Below are 3,327 nucleotides of genomic sequence, written 5' to 3' on the forward strand. Positions count from 1 at the left end.
TCCCCTTATATGTCATTCCGGACTTGATCCGGAATCTCGTTTTTTACGATGTGTTTATTACCAACGTGGGTTAAGTGAGAGATCCTGAAACAAGTTCAGAATAACAAAACTGGGGCGTTGAAGCCACAAAACGGCGACAAAGACAAAGATAAAGGAGAAATATGAAAAACAAGAAAACAATAATGGCTTTTGGAGCACACCACGACGATATTGAATTAGACTATGGTGGCACCCTTGTAAATTATATAAAAAAAGGATGGAATGTTATTTACACAATAGCAACCACTACCCCCTATTATATGCATTCTGAGCAAGATATTAGGGAAGGCAGGTACCCTTCTAATAAAGAGATTATTGATATAAGAAAGAGAGAAGCAGAGGAGGGCGCTAAAATTCTCGGTATTTCGGATATATCTTTCTTTGACTTTAAGAGCCTTTACTGGTACGAAGATAAATCTATCAACTTAACACACTTTGACGGTATTAAAAACACCTGTGAAGACCTTGCCCGAATTGAAAAAGAGATACCCGGTAGAGAATATATTGTTAGCGCTCTTTTTTCAAAAGATGCAACAGATTTTCTTTCAGATTTTATACTGAGCAAAAAGGTTGACATAATTTTAACCCACAGCGCAGACGATGAACACTGGGAACATTATGCTGTTGCAGGGTTAGCTGCTTCTGTCTGCAGACAACTTGTCGCAAAAGGAAAAGATATAAAACTATTTAATGGACCCCCAAGTTTAGGTGGCTCAATAAACCGTTCTTTCGCACCCACAAGATTTGTTGACATAACAGATTCTATAGATATCAAATGTAAGGCAGTTTCTGCGTTTAAGAGTCAGTATCCAGATAGAGATACTTCGGAATTTGTTGAACATATACTAAAACTTGGAAAAATTTATGGACAACTTTCTGGCTTTGAATATGCAGAGGCTTTTATGGATGGTTTAATTACATATAAAAAAGAGTTTAGTCCACCAATGACTTATGATGCTTCAAAGGCTCTCATTGGATTTGATTAAAAGAACTACCCCCTCCTTTGCCTTCTACCCTTGGGGGAGAGGGATTAAGGGTGAGGGAAAAAGTAAAACGTAACGATAAAGTATGAGGTTTCCCCTGTATGTCATTCCGGACTTGATCCGGAATCTCGTTTTTACTCCTTCATTCCTTCTTTGCGAGCGGTTCTTAGCGTGGCAATCTCGCCGAAGGCGGAAAAGGAATGGGAATAAACAATAGTGTATAAGATAAAGGAGAACTATGAAAAACAAAAAAACAATAATGGCTTTTGGAGCACACCACGACGACGTTGAATTAAGGTGTGGTGGCACTCTTGCAAATTACGTAAGACAAGGTTGGAACGTTATTTACACAATAGCAACTACTACTCCATATTATAGACATTCTGAACAAGATATAAAGGAAGATAGGTACCCTTCTAATAAAGAAATTATTGATATAAGAAAGAGAGAAGCAGAGGAGGGCGCTAAAATCCTTGGTATTTCGGATATATCTTTCTTTGACTTTAAGAGCCTTTACTGGTACGAAGATAAATCTATCAACTTAACACACTTTGACGGCATCAAAAACACCTGTGAAGACCTCGCCAGAATTGATAAAGAGATACCCGGTAGAGAATATATAGTTAGTGCTCGTTTTTCTAAAACAGCAACAAATTTTCTTATGGATTTTATTTTAAGCAATCAGGTTGATATACTTTTAACCCATAGTGCGGACGATGTACACTGGGAACATTACGCTGTTGCAGGTTTTGCATTTTACGTTTGCAAACTTCTGGCATCTAAAGGAAAAGATATAAAATTATTCCATTGGCCACATGGTCAAGGTGGAACAATAAATAGTTCTTTTGCTCCAACAAGATTTATTGACATATCAGACACAATAGATATAAAATGTAAGGCAGTTTCTGTTTTTAAAAGCCAGTACCCAGATAGAGATACATCAAGATTTGTTGACCATATAATTGAACAGGCAAAGATTTATGGAAAACTATGCGGATTTGACTATGCAGAGGCTTTTATGGATAGTGCAAATGCTTTTAAGGAAAATTTTTCTCTGCCTGCCACCTATGACGCTACAAAAGCCGTAATAGGAATTGATTGATATTAGGTATCAGATAAGTTTTTTAATGACAAATGTACCAATTGGGATAATTAAAGTTATGAAACATATATGAATAAAAAGGAGAGTTTATGAAAAAAGTAAGTATTGCAGTCAGTATGTTAATATTTTGTGCGTTCTCTTATATCTCTTATTCTCAAACCTGTGTATCTTATAATATTGGTAGCAGTTCAACACCAGATTCTACAATAATTATTGACCATAAGACCACAAACCTAAAAAAGATACCTAAACAATGGATAGAAAAAGCAAAAAAAGATTTACATATTGCCTACGGGCATACCTCCCACGGTAGCCAAATAACTACCGGTATGAGAGGACTTGTTAAATTTGCAGGCAGTTTATATGATTGGAATATTGGCGGGAAAAACGGTGCTCTTGATATAAGAGACGGAAACCTTGGTGTAGCTCGTGATTTAGGTAACCCAAACAGAACAGAGTGGGCAACAACTACAAGAACTTACCTTAACTCTAATCCAGAAATAAATGTGGTTATATGGTCTTGGTGTGGGCAGGTAGGTTCTGCTAAACCAGGTGATATAACAACATATCTTACACTTATGAACCAATTAGAGAAGGATTACCCTAAAGTAAAGTTTGTTTATATGACAGGACATACAGATGGTACTGGGCTTTCTGGTAACCTTCATCAAAGAAATCAACAGATAAGACAGTATTGTATAGATAATAAAAAGATATTATACGATTTTGCTGATATAGAAAGTTACAACCCAGACGGAAAATATTTTGGAGATAAAAACGTTAGAGATAACTGTTCTTATACTGGTGGTAACTGGGCAACAGAATGGCAGAATACACATACAGAAGGGGTTGATTGGTACAAATGTTCTTCCGCTCATAGCCAGCCCTTAAACGCTAACCTAAAAGCGTATGCCGCATGGTGGTTATGGGCAAGAATTGCTGGCTGGGACGGCAAGTAAAGGCAGAGCCCCCATTCCGTCTTTGCAAGCGCCTCCCCCATATGTCATTCCGGACTTGATCCGGAATCTCGTTTTTTTACGTTGTGCCTATTACCAGCGTGGATTAAGTTAGAGATCCTGAAACAAGTTCAGGATGGTAAACTGGGCGGATACAAAGAGCATCTCCGAAGGGCTTAACAGGCTCAGAGTAGAAGAACAAAAGGCTTGAACCTTTTGTTAACAGCCCCCCATTCCGTCTTTGCGA

Annotated in this window: 3 protein-coding genes; all 3 read left to right on the forward strand. The window is 37.7% G+C overall.

Going from position 1 to position 3,327, the window contains the following annotated elements:
• Nucleotides 1-161: 161 nt before the first annotated feature.
• Entirely contained in the window at nucleotides 162-1,025 is an 864-nt protein-coding gene (locus M0P98_09410) for a PIG-L family deacetylase (GenBank protein ID MCK9267063.1), read from the forward strand.
• 235 nt (nucleotides 1,026-1,260) lie between these two features.
• Nucleotides 1,261-2,124, forward strand: coding sequence for a PIG-L family deacetylase (locus tag M0P98_09415; protein MCK9267064.1), 864 nt, complete (start codon nucleotides 1,261-1,263; stop codon nucleotides 2,122-2,124).
• A gap of 89 nt (nucleotides 2,125-2,213) precedes the next feature.
• Nucleotides 2,214-3,083, forward strand: a complete 870-nt coding sequence (locus M0P98_09420; GenBank protein MCK9267065.1) for a hypothetical protein — start codon at nucleotides 2,214-2,216, stop codon at nucleotides 3,081-3,083.
• Nucleotides 3,084-3,327: the final 244 nt, after the last annotated feature.

The sequence above is a fragment of the bacterium genome (assembly GCA_023230585.1).
In the GTDB taxonomy this organism is placed as follows: Bacteria; Ratteibacteria; UBA8468; order B48-G9; family JAFGKM01; genus JALNXB01.

Excerpts from the sequence above, each read along its gene's own strand:
- M0P98_09415 (MCK9267064.1), top strand. The coding sequence starts at position 1,261 with ATGAAAAACAAAAAAACAATAATGGCTTTTGGAGCACACCACGACGAC.
- M0P98_09420 (MCK9267065.1), top strand. The coding sequence starts at position 2,214 with ATGAAAAAAGTAAGTATTGCAGTCAGTATGTTAATATTTTGTGCGTTC.
- M0P98_09410 (MCK9267063.1), top strand. The coding sequence starts at position 162 with ATGAAAAACAAGAAAACAATAATGGCTTTTGGAGCACACCACGACGAT.